At 59.2% G+C, this 21,930-nt stretch carries 18 protein-coding genes; 2 read left to right on the plus strand and 16 right to left on the minus strand.

Going from position 1 to position 21,930, the window contains the following annotated elements; all coding sequences use genetic code 11:
• Positions 1-72: 72 nt before the first annotated feature.
• Positions 73-2,148 carry an AsmA family protein gene (locus ACWKV4_RS16255; protein ID WP_483833126.1) on the minus strand — a complete coding sequence of 692 codons (2,076 nt, stop codon included), beginning with the start codon at positions 2,146-2,148 and terminating at the stop codon, positions 73-75.
• A gap of 213 nt (positions 2,149-2,361) precedes the next feature.
• On the opposite strand from ACWKV4_RS16255, the gene ACWKV4_RS16260 reads away from it, so the two are divergent.
• Positions 2,362-3,498 carry an AGE family epimerase/isomerase gene (locus tag ACWKV4_RS16260; protein WP_483833127.1) on the plus strand — a complete coding sequence of 379 codons (1,137 nt, stop codon included), beginning with the start codon at positions 2,362-2,364 and terminating at the stop codon, positions 3,496-3,498.
• On the opposite strand, the gene ACWKV4_RS16265 is transcribed toward ACWKV4_RS16260, so the two are convergent.
• The 6 genes from ACWKV4_RS16265 to ACWKV4_RS16290 form a co-directional block, all read right to left on the minus strand.
• On the minus strand, positions 3,449-4,213 hold the full coding sequence (locus tag ACWKV4_RS16265) for an SDR family oxidoreductase (RefSeq protein WP_483833128.1): 765 nt from the start codon (positions 4,211-4,213) through the stop codon (positions 3,449-3,451). The two genes, ACWKV4_RS16260 and ACWKV4_RS16265, sit on opposite strands and share 50 nt — an antisense overlap.
• Before the next feature lie 485 nt (positions 4,214-4,698).
• Positions 4,699-5,415, minus strand: a complete 717-nt coding sequence (locus tag ACWKV4_RS16270) for an ABC transporter ATP-binding protein (RefSeq protein WP_483833129.1) — start codon at positions 5,413-5,415, stop codon at positions 4,699-4,701.
• Positions 5,412-6,287, minus strand: a complete 876-nt coding sequence (locus tag ACWKV4_RS16275; RefSeq protein ID WP_483833130.1) for an ABC transporter ATP-binding protein — start codon at positions 6,285-6,287, stop codon at positions 5,412-5,414. Before ACWKV4_RS16275 ends, ACWKV4_RS16270 begins: the two co-directional genes overlap by 4 nt.
• Positions 6,284-7,561, minus strand: a complete 1,278-nt coding sequence (livM, locus tag ACWKV4_RS16280; protein WP_483833131.1) for a high-affinity branched-chain amino acid ABC transporter permease LivM — start codon at positions 7,559-7,561, stop codon at positions 6,284-6,286. The genes ACWKV4_RS16275 and livM overlap by 4 nt, the downstream gene beginning before the upstream one ends.
• Positions 7,562-7,564: 3 nt before the next feature.
• Positions 7,565-8,479, minus strand: a complete 915-nt coding sequence (locus tag ACWKV4_RS16285) for an ABC transporter permease subunit (protein ID WP_483833158.1) — start codon at positions 8,477-8,479, stop codon at positions 7,565-7,567.
• Positions 8,480-8,617: 138 nt separating this feature from the next.
• Entirely contained in the window at positions 8,618-9,754 is a 1,137-nt protein-coding gene (locus ACWKV4_RS16290; RefSeq protein WP_483833132.1) for a branched-chain amino acid ABC transporter substrate-binding protein, read from the minus strand.
• Positions 9,755-10,244: 490 nt separating this feature from the next.
• Between ACWKV4_RS16290 and pncB the strand changes: the two genes are divergently transcribed.
• Positions 10,245-11,441, plus strand: coding sequence for a nicotinate phosphoribosyltransferase (gene pncB / locus ACWKV4_RS16295; RefSeq protein WP_483833133.1), 1,197 nt, complete (start codon positions 10,245-10,247; stop codon positions 11,439-11,441).
• Between the two features lie 105 nt (positions 11,442-11,546).
• Here pncB and azu read toward each other — a convergent pair whose 3' ends face one another.
• The 9 genes from azu to rnr all read right to left on the minus strand — a co-directional run bounded on the left by azu (position 11,547) and on the right by rnr (position 21,895).
• Positions 11,547-11,996, minus strand: coding sequence for an azurin (azu, locus tag ACWKV4_RS16300; RefSeq protein ID WP_483833134.1), 450 nt, complete (start codon positions 11,994-11,996; stop codon positions 11,547-11,549).
• 227 nt (positions 11,997-12,223) lie between these two features.
• Positions 12,224-14,518, minus strand: a complete 2,295-nt coding sequence (locus ACWKV4_RS16305) for a YgiQ family radical SAM protein (RefSeq protein ID WP_483833135.1) — start codon at positions 14,516-14,518, stop codon at positions 12,224-12,226.
• A gap of 179 nt (positions 14,519-14,697) precedes the next feature.
• Complete coding sequence (gene dnaB / locus ACWKV4_RS16310) at positions 14,698-16,092, minus strand: replicative DNA helicase (protein ID WP_483833136.1); 1,395 nt, start codon at positions 16,090-16,092, stop codon at positions 14,698-14,700.
• A 109-nt stretch (positions 16,093-16,201) separates the two neighbouring features.
• The gene (gene rplI, locus ACWKV4_RS16315; RefSeq protein WP_483833137.1) at positions 16,202-16,648 is read right to left on the minus strand and encodes a 50S ribosomal protein L9; all 447 of its coding nucleotides are present in this window, start codon (positions 16,646-16,648) and stop codon (positions 16,202-16,204) included.
• A gap of 21 nt (positions 16,649-16,669) precedes the next feature.
• Positions 16,670-17,569: a hypothetical protein gene (locus tag ACWKV4_RS16320; RefSeq protein WP_483833138.1), complete on the minus strand. Its 900-nt coding sequence runs from the start codon at positions 17,567-17,569 to the stop codon at positions 16,670-16,672.
• Positions 17,570-17,606: 37 nt separating this feature from the next.
• Positions 17,607-17,837 carry a 30S ribosomal protein S18 gene (rpsR, locus tag ACWKV4_RS16325; protein WP_040260021.1) on the minus strand — a complete coding sequence of 77 codons (231 nt, stop codon included), beginning with the start codon at positions 17,835-17,837 and terminating at the stop codon, positions 17,607-17,609.
• 28 nt (positions 17,838-17,865) lie between these two features.
• Positions 17,866-18,291 (minus strand): 30S ribosomal protein S6, encoded by a 426-nt coding sequence (gene rpsF, locus ACWKV4_RS16330; RefSeq protein WP_483833139.1) that lies wholly within the window; start codon positions 18,289-18,291, stop codon positions 17,866-17,868.
• A 233-nt stretch (positions 18,292-18,524) separates the two neighbouring features.
• The gene (gene rlmB, locus ACWKV4_RS16335; protein ID WP_483833140.1) at positions 18,525-19,268 is read right to left on the minus strand and encodes a 23S rRNA (guanosine(2251)-2'-O)-methyltransferase RlmB; all 744 of its coding nucleotides are present in this window, start codon (positions 19,266-19,268) and stop codon (positions 18,525-18,527) included.
• Positions 19,265-21,895: a ribonuclease R gene (gene rnr, locus ACWKV4_RS16340; RefSeq protein ID WP_483833141.1), complete on the minus strand. Its 2,631-nt coding sequence runs from the start codon at positions 21,893-21,895 to the stop codon at positions 19,265-19,267. Before rnr ends, rlmB begins: the two co-directional genes overlap by 4 nt.
• Positions 21,896-21,930: the final 35 nt, after the last annotated feature.

Here is a 21,930-nt window from a genome sequence, read left to right on the forward strand (position 1 = left end):
TCGCGAACAGCCACAAATACCCTGTTCGCTAGCTGCGCTAGCGCCTACAGCGCCTGCCTATATTCATGCGAATCAACGCACAGTCTTGGGTACCTTGCCCTGCTGCATTTGCTCCAGCAACGGCCGGCACTGGTTGGTGTCATCATCTCCACCGCTAGGCACTACCAAGGCAAGCAGGCCAGCCGCTGGTGCAACCACCGCGCCCAATGCCACCATGCCGGCGCCACGCAGTAACAGGGGCACACTCTGCACGCCCGCGCTTGGGTTGGCGAAGGTGCCACGCACGTAAAGCGGTGAGCGCAGGGAGAACAGGCGGAAGCCCTTGGATTCAGGCGTGACCTTGAAGTCCATGCGTTCGGTTTTGAAATTCGCATCGCCGTCGATATAAATTACTGCATTTTCCGCGTCGAACACGAACAGGTTGGTACTGGCCAGCCCCTCCTTGACGCCGATGTCAGCCGCGGCGCAATTGATCTTCACTTCTTTGTCGCCGAAGAGTTTCCCCATCAGATAATTGCCCACGTTCAAACCGGCAATTTCCATCAGGTCTCGACTGACCGCGCCGTCATTGACCAGCATCTTCAAACTGCCATTGGCTGAGCCCAATAGAGCAGCTACCGAGTTGCCCGTACCGGAAAACCGCGCGTCACCATTGAGCTCACCGAAACTGGTGCGCATGGGTTCGAAGGTCGGGAACAGTTGCTTGAGCTTGAAGCCGCGCGCGCTGAGCTTGGCTTGGCCTTGCAGTGGCGTAGCCCGGCCGTTAAGGCTAATTTGCGAATTCAATTGGCCCCCGGCCACGCCAAAGCGCAGAGGGTCCAGGCTCAAGCGGCCATCATCGAGCACCACGTGGGTGTCCAGATTTGTAATGGGCAGGCTCTCGCTTTTTACGATCCGCTTGCCACTGAACTGCACATCCGCGTCCATGGCGCGCCAGCGATCGGTACGGAAGGCCTCCACCGGCAGCACCTTGCCTTCAGGCTGCTGGGTAGCGGCGCCACGGGCTTTCTTCTCGGTGTTGGAATCTGCGCCAATCAGTGGCGCCAGGTCTGCGAACAGCAACTGATTGGACACCAGTTGGCCGGTCAGCTTGGGGCGTGGCTGGGTAGCTGCAAATCCCAGGTCCCCATGGATGTCACTGGCGCCGATGCGCCCATTGAAGCCCTGATAGCGGAAGGTAGCGCCATTAGCCTCATGCAGCCGGGCGACCAGATGGCCATCGGTGCTATAGGGCGGCGAATCCGGCAGGGTGACCCCGGTCAAGGGGAACAGGTTACCCAGGCTGGTACCAGAGAGCTTCAGGTGCAGGTCCAGCGCTCCCAGGTTGCGTGGGTCGATCAAGGTGCCTACCACCGCGGCATGGGTATCGCCGGCGGTGACATCCACCTGCACCGGGAACGGCTGACGAGCGTCCTGCAGGGCCAACAGGCCGCCTATCTTGCCATCACCCTTTACCGGCAGGCCTTTGTACTTTCCCTTGGCCTTGAAGCCAAAGGCGTAGTCCTGAGCGCTGCTGCCGTCTTTTTCCAAGGCTTTGGCAGCCTCGCTCTGCCCGGCCAGCTCCTTGAACGGAATGGGCTTGCCCAAGGGGTCGATCAATACGTCCATCTGGGTATCGAGGGTAGCGTCGTCCAGCGTAACCTGGCCTTTATCGAAGCCAATGGCGCCAATATCCAATACCCAGCTCGAAGGCTCGGTGTTTTCGTCCTTTGGCCCCAGGTCGAAGGCCCAGTTGGCCCTGCCATCCTTCAGGCGTTGCAACTGAGCATTGGGCTGGGTCAGGTCGATGCGCGGGATGACAATGTGCTGGGCCAACAGTGGCAGCGGTGATAACCGAAACTCCACGCGCTGCAAGGTAGCCATATGGGGCTCGCTGGACCATTCCGGGTTGCCCAAGGTGATGTCTTGAGCGCTAAAGCGCGGCCAGGGAATCCAGGCATGCCAGCCGCCTTCGTCCGGTTCGCGTGCCCAATGCACCGCCAGGTCGCCATTGATTGCGAAGGGGCGGTGCAGGGCTGCCGACACCTTCTCGTTCAGGGTTGGCTTGACCCTGTTCCAGTCAAAGGTTGCGATGATGATCACCAGAATAACGACCAGCAGCGCGATAACGGCGGCGGTCCAGGCGAGGATGCGAAGCGGGCGCGACATGAGGTTCTCCTTACAGCGACCATCCGTGGGGCATCAGTGCGCTAACAATGGTCAAGGCTGTGACTGCAACGAGACGGCGCAGGTTCGGGTGGGCGTGCCTGTTAGCCTGTCGGCGTGAGCGCTGCCGCCCATGGCGCAAGTGCCAAGCCCTTGGTCGCAAGCAGGGCTTGCTGCTACAGTGGCGCCCATTTGCAGCCCGCCATGAAGCCGTCCATGCCTGCCTCCCGCCAGCACCCACAACTTGCCGAAACCTTCGCCACGGTGTGGCAGCACTTTCTTCACAGCATAGTACCGCTGTGGGAAGGGCCGGGCTGGAATGCCGAGCTCCAGCTGCCCTTCGAGGCATTGGACGACCAACATCGGCCCTTGCCGCCCCAGCGCTATAGGGCCATGGCCTGTGCCCGACAACTGTTTCTATTTACTTGCCTGAGCGAGCGGCCCGGTGCTGGCGCCCGGGCCGCGGCGTTGTTCGCTTCCCTCAACCAGTACTTCGCCGACCCAGAGCACGGTGGCTGGTTTTACAGCGTGGATGCCCAAGGCAAGCCTTTGGATACCCGTAAAGACCTTTACACCCATGCGTTCGTACTGTTCGCTTGCGCGCACTATCAGCGCCGCCAACAGGGCGCGGCCACGGCAGTAAACGATGCGTTGGCGATGGTTCAGCGTTTTGCCATCGAGGATGGCCTGTATACGGCGTGCCTGGATCGCGAATGGGCCTCTTTGGGCGAACCCCCACTGCAGAACCCGCTGATGCATTTGGCAGAGGCGTTTTTGGCCGTGCTGGATACCTCACCGAGCGAAACCACCCAGGCTGCTCTGATCGCCTTGTGCGATGGCATGCACCACAGGTTTTACGACCCTGCCCATCAAGTACTGCTCGAAAAGCCCACGGGCAGCCTGGATAACTGGTACGAGCCAGGGCATCAATTCGAGTGGTATTACCTGCTGGCATCTTCGCCCAGCCTGGCCAGGCACCCCCTAACCATGGACATGGCCGCCGCCCTGGCACGTTCCGAGGCGCAAGGCCTGCGTGAAGGCGCAGTGTGCGCAAGCCTTGCGGCAAATGGCGAGTTGCTCGACGGCACTCGGCGAATCTGGGCCCAGGCCGAGTACCTTAGAGCGCTGAGCCTGCTGCCCGATCGCGCCTCAAGCCTGACCCAACAATTGAGTGAATTGCAAACCAGCTTCTTGCGGCCGGTGGGCTGGTATGAGTGTCGGGACGCCGCCGGAGCAGTGAGCCGGCATGACATGCCGTCCACTACCCCGTACCATCTCTATACCTGCTTGGACGCGCTTAGGGTTAGCCCTGTTGTTTGCGATCCACCGCAAAGCCTGCCCAAGACTGAGTGATGGGCATCAGCTCAAGGCGGTTGATGTTGATGTGGGCCGGCTGGGTGAGGATCCAGAAGATCGTATCGGCGATGTCTTGGGGCTGAATAGGCTCGGCACCTGCATAGGTAGCGTTATAGCGTGCCTGGTCACCGCCGAAACGTACCAAGGAGAATTCGCTTTCGCACATGCCTGGCTCCAGATCGGTGACCCGCACGCCAGTACCTTGCAAGTCGCAACGCAAGCTTAGCGAGAATTGCTTCACGAAGGCCTTGGTGCCGCCATACACATGGCTACCAGGGTAGGGATAGCTACCCGCCACCGAACCCAGGTTGACGATCCCCGCGCCCTTGCCATGGGCGATCAACCGCGGCAGCAGCAACCGCGTGGCGTACAGCAAGCCCTTGATGTTGGTATCGACCATGGTTTCCCAGTCATCCAGGTCGCACTTTGGCGCGGGGTCCGCGCCCAGGGCGAGGCCGGCGTTGTTCACCAGCGCCGTCAAGGTGGCGAATTCCTCCGGCAAACCGGCAATGGCCGCTTCCATGGCTTGGCGATCGCGCACGTCCACGGTCAGAGCAAGCACCTTTACCTGAGCGCCTAGCTCTTCTGCCAACGCCTGCAAACGCTCTTCACGGCGGCCCGTGATGATCAGCGACCAGCCCGCAGCCGCGAAGCGCCGCGCGCAGGCCTCACCAAAGCCAGACGTTGCACCGGTAATGAATACAGAAGGCATCGGGTTTTCCTCGAAGAAGCGGCCCAGGCCGCTAGGGATAGGTTCGCCGCCCAGCATGCCCGCCGAGCAGAGCCGGTACAATCGCGACCAGGTAATTTCATCAATTACTCTACCGTCGGGCACTCGGGGGTGAATTGAAAACAATACTAATGGCCCTAGGAAAAGCGGCCCTTGCAGCCATATTTCCAAAGGTTTCACACAGACTTATCCACAGGCTGCTTACCCGGCTGATGCCCTGCTGTCAAGGCTTGACAATTGCCTCATGGCAGCGCTTAGCGCTGACTGATCAATTAATGAACAATCCTTTGAAAGCCCCATGAATCGTGGCTTTCAGCGCTGTGCTACCAGGTTATTCACAAGCCGATGCACGGTTATTGGGGGCTAATAACCATTGGGGATAACTAAGGCCAAAATGCGACGCAAAGTCGCATTCCAGTGGCGCTCTAAAAATGTTTTCCACATTTCCAGAGCGCAGCGGTCAGTGGTCAGTGACCGCCGAGATAGGCATTACGCACATCGTCATTGGCGAGCAGTTCTTGACCCGTGCCACTTAGCCGAATCTGCCCGTTAACCATCACATAAGCGCGATCAGAGAGCCTTAGCGCGTGGTTGGCGTTTTGCTCCACCAGAAAAATCGTCATCCCCGACTGCGCCAGCTCCCGCAAGGTGGCGAAGATCTGCTTCACCACGATAGGCGCCAGCCCCAAAGAAGGCTCGTCCAGCAACAGCAACCGCGGGCGGCTCATCAGGGCACGGGCGATGGCGAGCATCTGCTGCTCACCACCGGACATAGTCATGGCCCGCTGATTACGCCGCTCCTTGAGCCTAGGGAACAGCTCGAACATCCGCCGCAGGTCTTCGCTGGCGTATTTATCCCCAATGGGGATAGTCCCCATCATCAGGTTCTCTTCCACGGTCATGTCCGGGAAAACGCGCCGGCCTTCAGGGGATTGGGCAATGCCATTGGAGGCGATGAAATGGGACGACTTCTGGGTGATGTCAGTACCCTCGTAGACAATCTGCCCACTGGCCACGCGGGGCTGACCGAAGATCGACATCAACAGCGTGGACTTTCCTGCCCCATTGGAACCAATCAGGCTTACGGTTTCGCCAGGGTCGATGTGCAGTGACACTTGTTTGAGAGCCTGGATAGGCCCGTAGTACACATCAATGGAGCGTAGCTCGAGGATAGGCGAGGTCATACCAGCTCCTCTTCGTCAGCGCCCAGGTAGGCGGCGATCACTTTGGGGTCATTGCGGATCTGCTCGGGCTTGCCCATGGCAATTACATTGCCGTGATCCAGCACCACAATGTCGTCGGAAATACTCATCACCATGCCCATGTCATGCTCGATCAGCACCACGGTCATATCGTGGTGGTCGCGCAGGTGGCGGATCATCCCGCTCAGCGCTTCGGTTTCCTGGGGGTTGAGCCCCGCGGCGGGTTCGTCGAGGCAAATCACTTGGGGCCGGGTACACATAGCCCTGGCGATTTCCAGGCGGCGCTGCTGGCCATAGGACAGCTCCCCAGCCAACCGGTTGGCGCAATCGACCAAGTCCACCACTTCCAGCCAATAGAAGGCCGTTTCCAGCGCCCGCGCTTCAGCCTTGCGGTAGCCTGGGGTATTGAGGATACCGGCCAGCATATTGCGATTGACCCACATGTGCTGAGCCACCAGCAGGTTTTCAACGACAGACATTTCCTTGAACAAGCGAATGTTCTGGAACGTGCGCGCCAGCCCCGCACGATTGACTAAGTGGGTACCACCGAACATCTTGTAATACAGCCGATTGAGAAACCGCCCAGGGGCCACGAAGTCGCCGGCCTTGAACGGCTCGCCCAGAAGCTTGATCACCTCTACGCTGCCGCCACGGGCATTGAGCTGGATACGCCCGCCAGTGGCTTTATAAAACCCCGTCAGGCAGTTAAACACCGTGGTTTTGCCCGCGCCATTAGGGCCGATCAGCGCGAAGATCGAATTGCGCTTTATTTGCAGGTTCACGTCGCTCAAGGCCTTGATACCGCCGAAGTGCATCATCAAATGCTCAACCGACAGGATGATATCGTCGCTCATGGCGCCACTCCTTTGCGTGGCACTACACCGGTACGGCTGACCCGAATCAGCCCGCGCGGCCGCCAGATCATCATCACTACCATCAATATGCCGAACAGCAACACACGATAATCGGCGAAGCTGCGCAGTAACTCAGGAGCTGTAGTGAGCACAAAGGCCGCGATTACAACACCCAGTGTCGAGCCCATCCCGCCGAGCACTACGATAGCCAGGATCAAAGCCGACTCGAAGAAGGTAAACGAGGTTGGATTGACGAACCCCTGATAACTGGCAAAGAACACGCCGGCGATGCCGGCAGTAGATGCGCCTAGGGTAAACGCGGAAAGCTTGACCAGTACATGGTTTAGACCCATTGCACGGCAGGCAATCTCGTCTTCACGTAATGCCTCCCACGCACGGCCCACAGGCATGCGAGTCAACCGGTGCTTGATGTAAAGCACTAGCAATACCAAGATGAACAGCACTGCATAGAGAAATACGAATTTCAAGTTAGGGTTGTAATCGAAGCCGAAGAACTGGTGGATCGGGGTGCCCCCGCCCTCGGCCACTCGGCCGAATTCCAGCCCAAGGAAGGTGGGAGAAGGGACTGGTACGCCGTTGGGGCCGCCTGTGAAATCAAGCCAGTTGTTCAGGACCAGCCTGATGATCTCTCCGAACCCCAAGGTCACGATGGCCAGATAGTCACCATGCATGCGCAGTACCGGGAAGCCCAAGATGCACCCGGCCAGTGCAGCAGCAATAGCCGCCAATGGGATCGCTGACCAGAAGCCCAGGCCCAGATACTGATAGCCCAACGCTAGGCCATAGGCGCCTATGGCGTAGAAAGCGACGTAGCCTAGGTCCAGAAGGCCCGCCAGGCCTACCACAATGTTTAAACCGAGCCCCAGCAGTACGTAGATCAGGCCACCAATAACCACTACGAGAAGGTATTTAGTAGCGAACACAGGAAAAATCAGTGCGATCACGATCATCATCGGGATAATCCAGCGCAGCCTGGATTTATAGTTAGGCTCGCGCACGTGCACACCGGCACCGCCTTGCTCCAAGCCTTGAATAAGGGCGGCACCCCGCGAGGTTTGCAAAAACACGCTGAGCACGCAGCGGCCGACCATGACTACCAGCACCATCAAGGCGACACGGGCGGGCTGAGTGTTAAAGCCGTAGCCATCGAGTACGACGCCTACGATAGGGCCGAATACTATAAGGGCCATGAGCCCAGCGGCGACCGTATCGATTGCCACTTTTTTGAAGTCGATCGTTTTAGACGTAGCCATGGCTTAAACCTTCGTCACCAGCGGGCGGCCCAACAGGCCTTGAGGGCGGAAAATCAGGATCAGCACCAGCAGGCCGAAGCTGAATACGTCTTTGTAGTCAGAATTTACCAACCCTGAGAATTGCGCCTCCGCTACCCCCAGAATCAACCCACCTAACATAGCGCCGGGCAAGGAACCGATACCACCCAGCACTGCGGCGGTGAAGGCCTTGATGCCGATGATAAAGCCGGCATAAAAGTCGAAGGTGCCGTAGTTCATGGTTACCAATGTGCCAGCCAACGCCGCCATGGCCGCGCCTATCACGAACACATAAGAGATGACCCGATCGGTATTGATACCCAGGATCGACGCCATCTTGCGGTCTTGCTGGGTCGCCCGGCACATCCGGCCCAGCTTGGTGTACTTGATGATGTAGGTCAGTACGGCCATGCCAACGAAGGCGGCAATGATGATAAAGGCCTTGGTGTAGCTCAGCTGTACGAAACCGGTGCCTACATGGAAGCGCCAGCCACCCTCAAGTAGCGTGGGCACACCCTGTTGCCGCGAACCCTGGCTGATCTGCACGTAGTTCTGCAGGATCAACGAAATACCGATGGCGCTGATCAAAGGCGCCAGACGCGTGGAGTTACGCAGGGGTTTATACGCAACCCGCTCGATCACAAAGCCATACACGCCCGTGACGACGATGCTGAAAATCAGCGTACCGAGGATAAGAAAAGGGAATGACTCGATGCCGAAGAACGACAGTACCGCCAGGCCAATGGCCGAGAGATAACAGGACACCATATACACATCGCCATGGGCGAAGTTGATCATGCCGATGATGCCGTACACCATCGTATAACCGATGGCGATCAGCCCATAGACCGACCCCAGGGTCAGGCCGTTGACCATTTGCTGCAGGAAGATACCGTCCATCATGCACTCTCGTGAACCTATGGGGGCGCCAATGGCTGCCTGACCAAGCGGCTAGGGTCAGGCGACCAGGCTGGCCTTTCACAGAAGCAGGGCCAGCCCGCGGGCATTTCAACGCCTACGGCCGGCCTGCCGCCAGGCTTATTTTTGTTGTGCAAGTTGCTTGTACTTGCCGTCCGCGCCCCACTGATACATCACGTAGTCCGAGACTTTCAGGTCGCCTTTGCTGTCCCAGGTTTTCTCGCCCATCACGGTTTTGACGGGGTTGGCCTTGAGCCATTCGGCGGCCTTCTCGCCCTTGTTTACCTTCGCGCCATTGAAACCCGCGGCAATAGCCTGCAGCGAGGCATAGGCATAGAGCGTGTAGCCTTCCGGCTCATAACCGCTTTTGCGGAACTGGTCCACCACGGCCTTGGAGTCAGGCAGCATGCGTGGGTCAGCGCCGAAGGTCATGTACACGCCATCCACGTACTGAGCGCCCCCTGCGGTGGTCACCAGTTCGTCGGTCACAACGCCGTCGTCAGACACAAACCTTACGTCCTTAAGGCCCTGCTCGCGCATCTGGCGAACCAATGGCCCCGCTTCGGGGTGCAGACCACCGAAGAACACCACATCAGCACCGGTGCTGCGGATTTTAGTGACCAGGGCGCTGAAATCTTTCTCGCCACGGGTCAGGCCTTCCTCAAGCACAGGGGTAACCCCGCGCTTCTTGAGCTGCGCGGCTGTAGCATCGGCCAAGCCCTTGCCGTAGGTATCTTTGTCGTTAATAACCGCGACCTTCTTGGCCTTGAGCATATCAACGATGTAGTCGCCAGCGACGATGCCTTGCTGGTCATCACGGCCACACATACGGAAGATGGTCGGCAGGCCGCGCTCAGTGACCTGGGGGTTGGTCGAGCCTGGCGTAATGGCAAGTACACCCGCCTCGGCATACACCTTCGAAGCCGGAATGGTATTGGATGAGCAGAAGTGCCCAACCACGGCGACTACCTCATCCTGATCAACCAAGCGGTTGGCCACTGCGACCGCCTGCTTGGGTTCGCAGGCGTCGTCCCCTGCCACCAGCACAATCTTTTCCCCATTGACGCCACCGGCGGCATTGATGGCATCCGCGGCTGCTTGGGCGCCCTTCATGTATTGCTCGCCGAACGACGCGTTGGCGCCGGTCATGGGGCCCGCGACGCCAATCTTCACGTCGGCTTGAGCATAAGATGCAACGCCCAGTGCGGTTGCCACCGCAAGGGCAAGAAAGCCTTTTTTGTAAAACGTCTGCGACATGAGGTGTGCTCCTGATCTTTTTTTGGTTGGCACTACAACTTCAGCGTTTTGATCTTTCAGGGAATTGCTTCTTAGCCTGTTCGCATGAGCAAGCGGCGTGCCATCAGCTTTTTAAAACACAGGCGACTTAACATTAGCCTAGAGGCGCTCGCTCGCCGTAGCGCTTAGACGGGACGTGCAACCCCCTGGCACACTCCTGGTACTACCTGCAGGCTGTGCAGAGCAACCAGGCTGTACACGCAGGAGCAACCCTGACTGGCCAGTCAGGACAACCTTGACGTAACAATTTGCGTAACGGAACTGCACAATCAGAGTGCGCCCCCGCTACGGCGCGCACCATCACAGGCAAGCGCGACGCAGATATTCACGATTGCATGACCAAGTGTTGCTTAAGGGCCCAGGCGGGCGTCAGATAACCCATAAGCTGGCCAGCCACTCACTTTTTGCGTGCATTGTTGTCACAAGGGCGTTGGCACCCCCGGAGCGTTTAATGATCGATTCACCCTTTGGCCCTCGCGTTATCCAGTCCTTGCTCGATACCGACCTTTATAAGCTGTCGATGATGCAAGCCGTGCTGCACAACTACCCTAATACCGATGTGGAGTGGGAATTCCGCTGCCGCAACGGCGAAGACCTGCGCCCTTGGCTAGGCGAACTTAGGGTAGAGCTGGAGCGTTTGTGCGAATTAGGCCTAAGCCCGGAAGAAAGCGCCTTTCTTGAAAACATAAGCTTTATGAAGCCAGACTTTCTTCGCTTCCTGGGGCTGTTTCGCTTCAACCTGCGCTATGTGCAGCTGGGTATCGAGCACGATGAACTTTACATTCGCCTACGCGGGCCCTGGCTGCATGTGATTCTCTTTGAGGTCCCGTTGCTGGCCATGGTTAGCGAAGTACGTAACCGCAACCTGCATTCAGCCATACCGTTGCAGCGCGCCCGCGACCAGTTGTATCGAAAGTTCGATTGGCTGGTGGCCAACGCCACCTCGGATGAGCTGGCCGGTTTGCAGGTAGCGGATTTCGGCACCCGTCGGCGATTTTCCTTTGGTGTGCAGGACGAAGTGGTGCGGCTACTGAAGGCCGATTTCCCTGCACGCTTCGTGGGTACCAGCAACGTATACCTGGCGCGCAAATACGACCTTAAGCCTCTGGGCACCATGGCCCATGAGTGGGTAATGGCCCATCAGCAGCTCGGCCCTCGACTGATCGACAGCCAGATCGCCGCCCTGGATGCCTGGGTCAGGGAATACCGTGGCCTATTGGGGATTGCCCTGACCGACACCATCACCATGGATGCCTTCCTGCGAGACTTCGATCTGTTCTTTGCCAAGCTGTTCGATGGGCTGCGTCACGACTCCGGGGACCCAGTGGCATGGGCCGAGAAAGCCATTGCCCATTACCGCAAGCTGGGCATCGACCCCATGACCAAGACGCTGGTGTTCTCCGACGGCCTGGACCTGCCCCGGTCCTTGAACCTGTATCGAGTACTGCGAGGCCGCATCAATGTAAGCTTTGGCATAGGCACCAACCTTACCTGCGACATCGAAGGCGTAAAACCCATGAGCATGGTACTGAAGATGGCCAGCTGCAACGGGCAGCCGGTGGCGAAAATCTCTGACGAAGCCGCCAAAACTCAATGCCGTGATCCTAACTTCGTGTCTTATCTTCGGCATGTGTTCAAAGTGGAATAGGCGCCCCGGAAGGGAATTTAAGCACAGTGCCTCGCCGTGCCCGGTCAGGAGTAGGAGCAAACGAAGCTCGCGATGGCGGTTCTGGCCGAGCGGGCGATCCGAACCTTAATCCGCCAGATTGATGGCCCCTTGCATCATGGCGGTATGGCCTGGGAATGAGCAGAAGAAGGCGTATTCAGTCCCTGCGTTCAGCTTGGAAGGGTCGAAGGTGATGGTGTCTTGGTCACCTGCGCCAATGAGGCGCGTGTGTGCCAGTACACGTTCATCGTCTGACTTGAGGTAGCCGTTGTCCGCCCCGGCGGACATGCCGTCACTGGCAACAGGCCGCACGTCGTCCTTCTTGGTCAGTACCCAGTTGTGGCCCATCACTTGTACCGGCAGGTTGCCGGAATGGGTAAGGGTGACGGAGAAGGCCTTGCAGCTTTTGCTGACCTTGATCTCCTTCTGGTCGAAGGTCATCTGGTCCGTGGAATCGACGGTCACCGCGCACTCAGCGGCCATGGCTGGCACCGCGATCAGAGCCAGAATACTTGTAGCCAAGACTTTGAACAGCATAAACACTCCCGGTTGGGGCCCTGTGTTTGTCTATGGGGCCCATGGACACTTTCAACGTGCCCATCATGCCTGCCGGGCGTAGCCTTCTCAACATGACTTGAGGAGAACCACCCTGTACGTCAACAGCTTCTTTCGCAGCCTCTTGGCCGCCTATGCCTGTGGTGCCAGCGGCACCGAGCCTGGTACCGCAATGACCTTCTCCAGAAGCTAACCCTTAAGCCGGAGGGTCAGCGCGGCAACACAGGCTGGCGGCTAGGTTTTTTCTTGACCTTGCTGCCGCCCTTACTGGCGCGCGCGGTTTGGTCCCGGCGAGCCTGGGCGGCGGCCTTGGCTTCCTCGCGCTTGTCCCACGGCTTGCTACCGTCACTGGCGCGGGGCGGCAAGCCTGTATGCTGGGTAAGGATCCGCTGCTCGCGGCCTACTTTGTGGCTACCAGCAGGCGTGGAATTCTTGCGGCGGGCGCTGGTGTAGGTATCGGCGTCCGGCTGGTGCATGGGTATCAACTGGTGCTTGCCAGGGCCGATCAGGTCGGCGCGGCCCATGCGCTCCAAGGCTTCGCGCAGCATTGGCCAGCCCTTGGGGTCGTGATAGCGCAAGAAGGCCTTGTGCAGTCGGCGCTGGGCGTCGCTTTTGACGATGCTTACCGCTGGGCTTTTATAGGTGACCTTACGCAGCGGGTTCTTGCCGGAATGGTACATGGCGGTCGCCGACGCCATGGGCGAGGGATAGAACGCCTGCACCTGGTCTGCACGGAAGCCATTGCCCTTGAGCCACAGCGCCAGGTTCATCATGTCTTCATCGGTGGTGCCAGGGTGGGCCGCGATAAAGTAAGGGATCAGATACTGTTCCTTGCCCGCCTCTTTCGAATATTTCTCGAACATGCGCTTGAAGCGGTCGTAGCTGCCAATGCCCGGCTTCATCATCTGGTTGAGCGGGCCTTCCTCGGTATGCTCAGGCGCGATCTTCAGGTAACCGCCCACGTGGTGGGTCACCAATTCCTTCACGTATTCCGGCGATTCCACCGCTAGGTCATAGCGCAAGCCAGAAGCGATCAGGATCTTCTTCACGCCAGGCAGCGCGCGAGCACTGCGGTACAGCTGGATCAACGCGGAGTGGTCGGTATTAAGGTTCGGGCAGATGCCGGGGAACACGCACGACGGTTTGCGGCACGCGGACTCGATCTCTGGGCTCTTGCAAGCGATGCGGTACATATTGGCGGTAGGGCCGCCCAGGTCGGAAATGACCCCGGTGAAGCCAGGCACTTTGTCCCGGATTTCTTCGATTTCACGGATGATCGAATCTTCCGAGCGGTTCTGGATGATGCGACCTTCGTGCTCGGTAATGGAGCAGAAGGTGCAGCCACCAAAACAGCCACGCATGATGTTGACCGAGAAGCGGATCATGTCGTAGGCAGGGATTTTTTCCTTGCCGTACGCCGGGTGCGGCACGCGCGCATAAGGCATGCCGAATACGTAGTCCATTTCCTCGGTGGTCATGGGAATGGGTGGCGGGTTGAACCACACATCCACGTCTCCATGCTTTTGCACCAGCGCTCGAGCGTTGCCTGGGTTGGTTTCCAGGTGCAACACGCGGTTGGCATGGGCATAGAGCACCGCATCGTTGCGCACCTTCTCGAAGGACGGCAGGCGGATCACTGTCTTGTCCCGGGTCATCCGCGGGCTTTCAAGGATCTGTACCACCTTGGCTTCGCTAGGATCATCCACTGGGCCTTTTTCCTGCTCGATGGCGCAGGCCTGGGTGTCCTGGGTGTTCACATAGGGGTTGATGATCTTGTCGACCTTGCCGGGGCGATCGATGCGGGTGGAGTCCACCTCGTACCAGCCTTCCGGCGTATCGCGGCGCACGAACGCCGTGCCACGGATATCCGTGATGCTGGTCACCGGCTCGCCGGCCGCCAGGCGCTGGGCGACTTCTACTACGGCACGCTCGGCGTTGCCGTACAGTAGGATGTCGGCACAGGCGTCGATCAGAATCGAGTGGCGGACCTTATCCTGCCAGTAATCGTAATGAGCGATGCGCCGCAGGGAGGCTTCGATGCCGCCCAGTACGATGGGCACATGGCGATAAGCTTCCTTGCAGCGTTGGCTGTACACCAGGCTGGCGCGATCGGGCCGCTTGCCTGCCATCCCGCCTGGGGTATAGGCATCATCGGAGCGGATTTTTTTGTCCGCGGTGTAACGGTTGATCATCGAATCCATGTTGCCCGCGGCCACGCCAAAGAACAGGTTCGGCTCGCCCAGCTTCATAAAGTCGTCTTTGCTGGTCCAGTCAGGCTGGGCGATGATCCCTACCCGAAAGCCTTGAGCTTCGAGCAGGCGGCCAATGATGGCCATGCCGAAGGACGGGTGGTCCACATAGGCATCGCCGCTCACAATGATGATGTCGCACGAATCCCAGCCAAGCTGATCCATCTCTTTCCGGCTCATAGGCAGGAAAGGCGCTGGCCCGAAACACTCGGCCCAGTACTTTTGATAGTCGAATAGCGGCTTGGCTGCTTGCATGGCGATAACCGATGTTGTGGCGGAGACCCGCGTGAATTCGCGGTCGCGGAGGATAGCACAAAAAATAACCAAATCCGACTGCCTTTGTCGGATATGCCTAATGCTGTTCCCGGGCTTTGCCCGGTCCTACAATGCCTGGATGTACCGTGTGGGACCGGGTGAAACCCAGGAACCTGGGGTCAGTCGTCGTCGAACTGGTAGCTGCCCGGCGCCAGATTCTCAAACCTCGTGTACTTACCGATAAACGCCAAGCGCACCGTACCAATTGGGCCATTGCGCTGCTTGCCGATGATGATCTCGGCAATGCCCTTGTGCTCGGTTTCGGGGTGGTATACCTCGTCCCGGTACACGAACATGATCACGTCGGCGTCCTGCTCAATGGCCCCGGATTCACGCAAGTCAGAGTTGACTGGGCGCTTATTGGGACGTTGCTCCAAGGAACGATTGAGCTGGGACAAGGCAACCACGGGGCATCCAAATTCCTTGGCCAGGGCCTTAAGGGATCGAGAAATCTCGGAAATCTCGTTGGTACGGTTATCCCCACTAGAACCTGGAATCTGCATCAACTGCAGGTAGTCGATCATGATCATGGCGATCTCGCCATGCTCACGCACGATGCGCCGGGTGCGGGCGCGCATTTCCGAGGGGCTGATGCCGGCGGTATCGTCGATAAACAACTTGCGGTCATTGAGCAGGTTCACCGCCGACGTTAGCCGCGGCCAATCGTCGTCGTCCAGGCGGCCACTACGCACCTTGGTCTGGTCGATACGACCCAGGGAGGACAGCATCCGCATTACCAGGGAGTCACCAGGCATTTCCAAGGAATACACCAGCACCACCTTGTCGCTGCGCAACACGGCGTTTTCCACCAGGTTCATGGCGAAGGTGGTCTTACCCATGGAGGGACGGCCTGCCACGATTACCAAGTCCGAAGGCTGCAAACCACTGGTTTTATCATCCAGGTCGGCATAGCCGGTGGACAGGCCCGTAATGGCCTGGTCAGTGTTGAACAAGGTATCGATACGGTCGATCGCCTTGGTCAGCAGGTCGTTAACGCCAACCGGGCCGCCGGTCTTGGGTCGCGCTTCGGCAATCTGGAAGATCTGCCGTTCCGCTTCATCAAGGATCTCCGCCGCGTTGCGCCCCTGGGGGTTAAAGGCGCTATCGGCGATATCGCTGCTGATGCTGATCAACTGGCGAAGGGTGGCCCGCTCGCGCACGATTTGCGCGTAGGCCTTGATGTTAGCCACCGACGGGATGTTCTTGGCAAGCTCGCCGAGATAGGCCAAGCCGCCCACCTGGCTGCTTTGGCCCTCTTTATCCAACTGCTCGTGCAGCGTGACCACGTCGAATGGGACGTTCTGGTCGGCCAAACGAGCGATGGCGCGGAAGATCAAGCGGTGGTCGTGCCGGTAGAAGTCGCCGTCCGAGACTTGGTCCAGCACGCGCTCCCAGGCATTGTTATCCAGCATCAACCCACCGAGCACAGCCTGTTCGGCTTCGATGGAATGCGGCGGGACCTTCAGCGCGGCGGTTTGCAGGTCGTACTGTTCAGGGCTCGAGATGTCGTTCATATCCGGCGGAATCTGGGAGTTACAAAAAACAAAAGGCACGGTCTGCTCAAAGCAGGGCCGTGCCCAATGTAAGCTTTAACACAGTGGCTGGCGAGTGCCAGCCGCGGGGTTAGGCTGCTACAACCACAACGCGAACGGTGGCTTCAACGTCGCTGTGCAAGTGCACGGCTACGTCGTATTCGCCAACGTTACGGATGGTACCGTTCGGCAGACGTATTTCAGCCTTGGCCACTTCCACGCCAGAGGCGGTCAGGGCGTCAGCGATGTCGTGAGTGCCGATCGAACCGAACAGCTTGCCTTCATCGCCAGCGGTGGCGGTGATGGTGACTTCCAACTCGGCCAGTTGAGCGGCGCGGCTTTCAGCCGAAGCTTTCTTGTCAGCAGCTGCTTTTTCCAGATCAGCGCGGCGAGCCTCGAACGCGGCCAGGTTGGCTGCGGTCGCTGCGGTCGCCTTGCCTTGTGGCAGCAGGTAGTTACGGCCGTAACCAGCCTTTACGCTTACCTTGTCGCCCAGGTTGCCCAGGTTGGCGATTTTTTCCAGCAGGATCAGTTCCATTTGGTATTAACCTCTTAACTTTTAACCTTCACCGTTCGCGGATCCCTGGTCATCACCCTGTTCAGGCGCCAGGCGGCCGCGAAAATCAATCAGGCTGTCGACAATGGCCACAACCACGAGTAACAGATAGGCCAGCTGTATGAACAGCAGGAACGTCACATACAACCCCACGACCCAGAAGCGCCCAAGCTTGCCGCGCGCGGCCAGCCCATGAATCAGGGCGAAGCCTGCGAACACCAGGGGCACGCTGCAGATAGGCGTTAACATCGCCACCTGCGGGCCGAAATGCGGCCCGACCAGCATGCACGCCAGCAATGCCAGCGCCAGGGCCCGGGGAATTCTGACCGCGCGAAACTCGCGCCCAAAACCACCAGGGTTGTACAACACGGCCTGCCAGTAACGCCCCAGCATCAGGGCCAATACACTGACGGCTTGCAACAATGCCGCTATCAATCCAGTCAGTACCGGGGCAATCAACGCCGCCAGGTGGGCCTGCTCTTCCGGCGACAAGCGCTGGTAGATCTCTCCAAGCAGGTTGGGCAGGTGGCGATTCATCGCCTCTGCCAGCAGGTTCAAGGGTTCGCCGAAGGCGACGCCCAGTACCACGCCATACACCACACCCAGGCCAATACTGGCCAACAGCACCTTGCTCCAGGACCAGTTCGCGCGCAGTAACGCCGCGAGCCCCAGGGAACCGAGCAGCACCATCAAGGTGCGAGGTTCACCGAAATACCACCAGGCCAATGCCGGTAGTACGCCCCAGGCAAGCACGCCGATAGCATCGCTTAGCCCCCGCCGCAGCAGCACTAGGCAACCCGCGGCGGCACTTAACCAGAACAAAAACGGCAGTGCCGCACATCCAACCACCACCAGGGTGGCTTGCACACGACCCCGCATGATGAAATCAGCCAAGGCACGCATGCGCTCTATCCTTTACTACGTGTCGACAAAGCCCGTATCAGCGGCCGTGGCTGTCGGTGTAAGGCAGCAGGGCCAGGAAGCGGGCGCGCTTGATAGCGGTAGCCAGCTGACGCTGATAACGAGCCTTGGTACCCGTGATACGGCTAGGAACGATCTTGCCGGTTTCAGATACGTAAGCTTTCAGGGTGTTGAGATCTTTGTAGTCGATCTCTTTAACGTTTTCTGCGGTGAAGCGGCAGAATTTACGACGACGGAAGAAACGTGCCATTTAACAGGCTCCTCTAAAGATCCGTGGATTACTCGTCAGCGTTGTCGCTGCTGTCACTGTTGTCGCTGTCGTCGCCGTCGGCGCCTTCAGCTTGCTCAGGACGGTCACGACGCTCACGGCGCTCGCTGCGGTTCTCTTCAGCCTTGAGCATTTCGGACGGGCCGGTAACGGCTTCGTCGCGACGAATCACAAGGTTACGGATCACGGCATCGTTGTAGCGGAAGCTGTCTTCCAGCTCGGCCAAGGCCTTACCGGTGCACTCAACGTTCAGCATCACGTAGTGAGCCTTGTGAACGTTGTTGATGGCGTAGGCCAGTTGACGACGGCCCCAGTCTTCCAGGCGGTGAATCTTGCCACCGTCTTCTTCGATCAGCTTGGTGTAACGCTCAACCATGCCGCCGACTTGCTCGCTCTGATCCGGGTGGACCAGGAAGATGATTTCGTAATGACGCATGAATGCTCCTTACGGGTTGTAGCCTGCCGGGGTGCCGGTCAGACAAGGAGTGAATAGTGCTTGGTGCATGCTCAGGCGGGCAGGAATGAACCTACCGCCAAGGCAAGGGGCGCAATTGTAGAGAAGGGGCTGGGCTTAAGCAAGGTGATTGGTGAATATTTGACCACGCCTCGGGGCTGCCGTAGGCGCCAGCGAATCGGGCGAACCAGGCAGGCCACGGTCGCCCATGGGTATCAGCGCCCCTTGCGCTGGCGTACCGCCTCGAACAGGCACACGCCGGTGGCCACCGACACGTTCAGGCTGCTGACGCTACCGGCCATGGGCAACTTTACCAGATGGTCGCAGTGCTCACGGGTCAGGCGGCGCATGCCCTTGCCTTCGGCGCCCATCACCAGGATCAACGGCCCGGTCAGGTCTTGCTGATAGATCTCTTTGTCTGCCTCCCCTGCCGTGCCCACGACCCACAGCCCGCGCTGCTGGAGTTTCTCCAGGCTACGGGCCAGGTTTGTAACCGCAACCAGCGGGATCACTTCAGCCGCGCCGCAAGCGACTTTACGCACAACCGGCGTAAGGGTAGCGGCTTTGTCTTTGGGAACAATTACCGCCAGTGCGCCAGCCGCATCGGCGGTGCGCAAGCAGGCGCCCAGGTTGTGCGGGTCCGTCACACCGTCCAGCACCAACAGCAAGGGCGGGCCTTCGTGGCGATCCAGCAGCTCTTCGAGCATTGCCTCACCCCACACCTGGCTGGGGCTCACATCAGCCACTACGCCCTGATGCACGCCTTCGACCCAGGCATCCAACTCTCTGCGCTCAGCCGCGCCTACCGCAACCCGGTGCTGCCCGGCAAGCTCCAGCAAGGCCTGCAGACGAGGCTCGCTACGCCCTTCAGACAACCAGATCTGCTTGACCCGACGCGGGTGATGACGCAGTAGCGCTTCCACGGCATGTACACCGTAGATTTTTTCCAACTGACTCATGATCCTGCCTTGGTGGTCTTGCGGGCACCTGTTTTGGAAGGGCCCTTGCGGTGCTTGCTGGGTTTGCCGGCGTCGGCCTTGGCCGAGCTGCTACGGGCCTCGCCCATCAGCGCCTTTTTCATTTCGCGGCTCTTGCGCACTTCGGCGTTATTGGCCGTGGCGTGGGATGCGCGGTAGGCATCGTCCACCGCTGGGTCCTTGCTCGCCTTACGCTTGCGGGGTTTTGGCAGCTCCGCCTCAGCCTGTGGCGCAGGCGCTGCCGCCACGGCAGCGGTTTGATTGGAACGAGAGGCAGACGCCTTGCCTGTCGAGGTTTTGCCCGACGTCGGTTTGTCCGTGGCTTTGCGGGACTTGCGGTTTGGCGCGCTCTTCTCCGGGCCTTTATCCGCCAGCTCGAAGTCGATCTTGCGCTCGTCCAGGTCGACCCGCATAACGCGTACCTGCACGGTGTCACCCAAGCGGAAGCTGCGGCCAGTGCGCTCACCGGTCAGGCGATGATGCACTTGGTCGTAGTGATAGTAGTCACCCGGCAACGCGGACACATGCACCAGGCCTTCCACATAGATATCCGTCAGTTCGACGAAGATACCGAAACCCGTAGTAGCGGTAATGACGCCTGGGAAGACTTCACCCACGCGATCTTTCATATATTCACACTTAAGCCAGTTGACCACGTCACGGGTGGCTTCATCGGCGCGGCGTTCGGTCAACGAGCATTGCTCACCCAATTGCTCAAGCGCGGCTTCGTCGTAGGGGTAGATCCGTGCCTTGGGAATGGCCGCGGCGCCGGCACGCACCACATGAGGCGTTTCGCGCTTGGAGCGGATCACACTGCGAATCGCGCGGTGAATCAGTAGGTCTGGATAGCGGCGGATCGGCGAGGTGAAATGGGTATAGGCTGGGTAATTCAAGCCAAAGTGGCCGTTATTGTCCGAGGTATACACCGCCTGGCTCAGTGAGCGCAGCATCACGGTCTGGATCAGATGGAAATCCGGCCGATCCTTGATCGCCTCCAGCAAGGCCTGGTAGTCCTTGGGGCCAGGGCCATCCTTGCCTTTGTTGAGCGTAAGGCCCAACTCGCCCAGGAAGGTGCGGAGTTTTTCCAGCCGCTCTGGCGGCGGCCCATCGTGAACCCGGTAAAGGGACGGTACTTCGTGCTTCTTGAGAAACTCTGCCGTGGCCACGTTGGCCGCCAACATGCACTCTTCGATCAGCTTGTGAGCGTCGTTACGGGTAGTGGGGCGAATTTCCGCGATCTTGCGTTCGGTACCGAAGATGATGCGGGTTTCTTGGGTTTCAAAGTCGATGGCGCCACGGGCGTGCCGGGCTGTCAGCAATACTTGATACAGCGCATACAGTTGCTTGAGGTGCGGCACTACCTCGGCATATTCGCCGCGCAAGGCTTTGGCCTCGGAGGTACGGGAATGCTCGAGGATTGTACTGACCTTGTTGTAGGTCAGGCGCGCGTGGGAATGGATGACTGCCTCATAGAACGTGTAGTCGACCATCTGCCCGCTTTTGGAGATGGTCATTTCACAGACCATGGCCAAGCGATCTACGTGAGGGTTCAGCGAGCACAGGCCATTGGACAGCTGCTCGGGCAGCATAGGCACGACCCGCTCGGGGAAGTACACCGAGTTACCACGCACTTGGGCTTCGGCGTCCAGGGCCGAATCCAGCTTCACATAACTGGATACGTCGGCGATGGCCACATACAAGCGCCAGCCACCGGAAAACATTTTGATGCGCCCTTTAGGCTCACAGTACACCGCGTCGTCGAAGTCGCGGGCGTCTTCACCATCGATGGTCACGAATGGCAGGTGGCGCAGGTCGACTCGATTGGCCTTGTGCTTCTCTTCGACTTCAGGCTTGAGCTTGGCGGCTTCTTTCTCCACCGCTTCTGGCCATACATGGGGGATGTCGTAGCTGCGCAAGGCTACGTCGATTTCCATGCCTGGGGCCATGTAGTTGCCCAGCACTTCGATCACATCCCCCTGGGGCTGGAAGCGTGCCGTCGGCCAGTGGGTGATCTTGATCTCCACGAACTGCCCTACCCGGGCGCCACCATTGCGCCCTGGCGTAACCAGCACTTCTTGTTGGACCTTAGGGTTATCGGCCTGAACGAAGCCGATACCGCCTTCCTCGAAATACCGCCCCACGATGCTTTCGTGGGCCCGGCTGACCACTTCGACCAAAGCGCCTTCGCGGCGACCTCGGCGATCCAGGCCAGCGACCCGGGCCAGCGCGCGGTCACCGTCGAAGACCAAGCGCATTTGCGCGGGGCTCAGGAACAGGTCATCGCTGCCGTCGTCGGGGATCAGGAAACCAAAGCCGTCGCGGTGACCACTCACGCGCCCGGCGATCAGGTCCAGCTTATCGACCGGCGCATAGGTGCCACGGCGGGTATAGATCAGCTGAGCGTCGCGCTCCATCGCCCGCAGGCGGCGGCGCAGGGCTTCAATCTGATCCTCGGTCTCCAGGCCGAATTCCTCCACCAACTCTTCGCGACTCGCAGGAGAACCCCGTTCGGCGAGGTGGTGCAGGATCAGTTCACGGCTGGGGATAGGATTTTCGTATTTTTCCGCTTCACGAGCGGCCTCGGGATCGAGGGACTGCCAATCGGCCATTAGAGAGTGTTCACCTTGTGTCATATGCAAGTTAG

Source organism: Pseudomonas artemisiae, assembly GCF_057128685.1.

Excerpts from the sequence above, each read along its gene's own strand:
- ACWKV4_RS16255 (WP_483833126.1), bottom strand. The coding sequence starts at position 2,148 with ATGTCGCGCCCGCTTCGCATCCTCGCCTGGACCGCCGCCGTTATCGCG.
- ACWKV4_RS16260 (WP_483833127.1), top strand. The coding sequence starts at position 2,362 with ATGCCTGCCTCCCGCCAGCACCCACAACTTGCCGAAACCTTCGCCACG.
- ACWKV4_RS16265 (WP_483833128.1), bottom strand. The coding sequence starts at position 4,213 with ATGCCTTCTGTATTCATTACCGGTGCAACGTCTGGCTTTGGTGAGGCC.
- ACWKV4_RS16270 (WP_483833129.1), bottom strand. The coding sequence starts at position 5,415 with ATGACCTCGCCTATCCTCGAGCTACGCTCCATTGATGTGTACTACGGG.
- ACWKV4_RS16275 (WP_483833130.1), bottom strand. The coding sequence starts at position 6,287 with ATGAGCGACGATATCATCCTGTCGGTTGAGCATTTGATGATGCACTTC.
- livM (WP_483833131.1), bottom strand. The coding sequence starts at position 7,561 with ATGGCTACGTCTAAAACGATCGACTTCAAAAAAGTGGCAATCGATACG.
- ACWKV4_RS16285 (WP_483833158.1), bottom strand. The coding sequence starts at position 8,479 with ATGGACGGTATCTTCCTGCAGCAAATGGTCAACGGCCTGACCCTGGGG.
- ACWKV4_RS16290 (WP_483833132.1), bottom strand. The coding sequence starts at position 9,754 with ATGTCGCAGACGTTTTACAAAAAAGGCTTTCTTGCCCTTGCGGTGGCA.
- pncB (WP_483833133.1), top strand. The coding sequence starts at position 10,245 with ATGATCGATTCACCCTTTGGCCCTCGCGTTATCCAGTCCTTGCTCGAT.
- azu (WP_483833134.1), bottom strand. The coding sequence starts at position 11,996 with ATGCTGTTCAAAGTCTTGGCTACAAGTATTCTGGCTCTGATCGCGGTG.
- ACWKV4_RS16305 (WP_483833135.1), bottom strand. The coding sequence starts at position 14,518 with ATGCAAGCAGCCAAGCCGCTATTCGACTATCAAAAGTACTGGGCCGAG.
- dnaB (WP_483833136.1), bottom strand. The coding sequence starts at position 16,092 with ATGAACGACATCTCGAGCCCTGAACAGTACGACCTGCAAACCGCCGCG.
- rplI (WP_483833137.1), bottom strand. The coding sequence starts at position 16,648 with ATGGAACTGATCCTGCTGGAAAAAATCGCCAACCTGGGCAACCTGGGC.
- ACWKV4_RS16320 (WP_483833138.1), bottom strand. The coding sequence starts at position 17,569 with ATGCGTGCCTTGGCTGATTTCATCATGCGGGGTCGTGTGCAAGCCACC.
- rpsR (WP_040260021.1), bottom strand. The coding sequence starts at position 17,837 with ATGGCACGTTTCTTCCGTCGTCGTAAATTCTGCCGCTTCACCGCAGAA.
- rpsF (WP_483833139.1), bottom strand. The coding sequence starts at position 18,291 with ATGCGTCATTACGAAATCATCTTCCTGGTCCACCCGGATCAGAGCGAG.
- rlmB (WP_483833140.1), bottom strand. The coding sequence starts at position 19,268 with ATGAGTCAGTTGGAAAAAATCTACGGTGTACATGCCGTGGAAGCGCTA.
- rnr (WP_483833141.1), bottom strand. The coding sequence starts at position 21,895 with ATGGCCGATTGGCAGTCCCTCGATCCCGAGGCCGCTCGTGAAGCGGAA.